This is a genomic window from Stenotrophomonas sp. 05L414_2 (genome assembly GCF_056397905.1).
In genome coordinates this window covers 1-2,557 of sequence record NZ_JBFTOJ010000279.1, presented here as the reverse complement: position 1 = coordinate 2,557, position 2,557 = coordinate 1, and the positions used below count along the sequence as shown (strand labels likewise).

General features: G+C 59.8%; 1 pseudogene. It reads right to left on the bottom strand.

The window, feature by feature from the left end:
- A pseudogene (locus AC1DJN_RS21510) lies at positions 1 to 2,383 on the bottom strand (RHS repeat protein); the annotation flags it as partial.
- Between the last annotated feature and the right edge of the window lie 174 nt (positions 2,384 to 2,557).

Sequence of the window (2,557 nt, the reverse complement as noted above, 5' to 3'; positions counted from 1 at the left end):
CTGCAATGCTGTAGCTGAGGCTTCCATTTGCGCGCCCAGTCAATGTCGCGCTGGTGCTGCCGCTATTGAGGATGGCATTCCACCCACCGCCGGATACGCTTTCGAAGAGCCGGTATGTCGTCGCAAGGGGAACCGGCGACCAGTTCAGAGCGACACTTCCATCATTGGATAGAGTCGGGCCGGACAGATTGGAGCTGCCTGTCGGAGCACGAACGACCCGCACAGTCGCGGGGCCAGTACTCGGCCCGCACCCGCTGCTGTTGCAAGCGGACACGCGGTAGGCGTAGCTTCCGTCTGGCTTCTGTGAGAATTCTTTCGCTGTCGCTGCGCCTGTTGCTGCCACGATCCAGGCGGAGCCACCGCTGCTTTCTTCCAAGTGGTAGACGCTCGAGCCGGATACTGAAGACCAGGAGACGGTGTAGGCACCGTTCGCAGACAGTGCGGGAGCACTCAATCCAGCGGGTGATTCTGGGACGCGCAGCACCTGCACCGACGCCGTTGCACCGTACTCACCGCAGCCGGCGGCATTGCAGGCACGTGCGCGGTAGGCAAATGTGCCGTTGGGCTTGCCGGCAAAGGAGCGAGAGAGGATGGCGTCATTCTGGATTTCGGCCCATCCACTTCCTGTTGTGGACTCCTCCAACCTATAAGTCTGGGCGCCGGCCACTGCTGGCCACGAGACGCTGTAGTTGCCGTCTATTGAGAGCCCAGGCGCGTTTACGGAGGGCCCAGCTGAAGGGAGCGACTGGACCGAAGTGATAGCAGTGGCACTCCAGCCGCCACAGGCCGTAGCGCGACAGGCTCGCACACGGTAGCCGTAAGACCCGCCAGCCCTGCCGGTCACTTCTCTCGTCCTGTCAGGCCCGGAATAGATGTTGGACCACGCGCCGGCGCCCGCTTGCTCTTGCAGATCGTACCGGCTGGCTTGGGCCACCTCTGACCAGGAGACCGTGTAGTTGCCGCTGGAGCTCTGAGCAGGCGCACTGACCACCGGGGTCGCGGGTGCCGTCGATGTTGTGGCCTTCGCGACCAGACTTCCATTTAGGTAGACGTACTCCACGCTACTGGCGGTGCGATCATTGTCTTGTCGACGAAGCACCCCGTCATTTCCGTAGAAGGATGCGATAGTGCCAGAGTCAGCCGAGGACAGGACTCTTCGTCCGCTACCGTCATATCGATAGCTTTCCTTCCCCACTGCTGTGCGAAGTCGGTTGCCGTAGTCGAACTGAAATCCTTGACCGTTCTTGACAGAAAGATTTCCCTGCACGTCGAAGGCGAGCCCCACTACCGTCGAGCCGCTACTGTTGATGATGTTGGTCAGGCGATTGTTGCCGTCATACCAGTAGGAAAGATCCTTAAGGCCTTCAAGTCTGACCGCACGGATGTTGTCCAAGGCGTCGTAGCTATAAGTAAGCTGCCCATTGCCACCGAAGGCGGTTGAATGGGTGGACAGCAGGCGATCCTGCGAGTCATACGTCATCGAGCGAGTGCGCGCTGCGTTCAATCCATCGGTGATCTGCGCTACGTTGCCTGCAGCATCGTAGCCATAAGTGTTATTGAGAACCCCTGCGTCGGAAACACTGGCTGGAAGCTGTCTCCCGTTCTGTTGCATTGTGTGCACTATCCCGTTGCCGTACACAAACCGGCTCATGCCACCATTAGGGAAGTACGTGACGCTGGATACAAAGGCGCCCGCGCGTGTTGGCTGACCCAGCGCATTGGGAGCGTATTCAACGCTAAGCCCGCTTGGATAATGAACACCGGCCAAGGAAGCGTGTGGGTCGTAGACGTACCCAACCGACCGTGCAGGCATTCCCGTCTGTTCGATCGATTCTCCGGTAACGAGGCGACGCCTGTTGTAGCTGTAGGTATTCACCACCTGGCTACTACCAGCATCATTGCGCGTGGTGACTTGGGCGACCTTGCCGTCGGCGGTGTAGCTCCAGATCTGGTCACCATTGCTGTCCGGAAACGACAAGGCGAGCAGGCGATTTCGGGCATCGTACGATCTGGAGACGCGTCGCGGAGCTACCGACGCCGAGCTGCCGTCTGGCTCGCAGCCGGTACTACTCGCGAGGCCGGACGCAGACCAGGCAACGTTACCAGCTCCGTCGTAACCGACGAGCGTAGCTCCTGTCTCAGGCTCTACTGTCCGACACAGCTCTTGGGCCGCGTTATAGGAATAGGCTCGCGTAACCTCCAGGCTGCCATCTGCGCTGCCGCGGCGAATGCTCAGCGGCTTTGCGAAGGCGTCGCGATCAATGACTGTCAGCCCTCCTTCCGGTTGAAGGATCCGCGTAGGACTATCGAAGGAGGGCTGATCCAGCATGCGATACCAGGTCCGGATCTCGGCCCCCCTGGGATTGCGAGCAAGGGTGAACACGCCTGACGCGTCTCGTTGATAACTGAGTGACGTGGTGAGGTCACCCAACTCGGAGTTCTGAGTAACAGAGGTGGTGCGACCTAGTGCGTCATAGACGGTCCAAGTGCCACGATCACTATTGGCTGTTGCTGCAGGATAGGAGGAGAACACCGTCCTGCCTTCGTTGTCGTACTC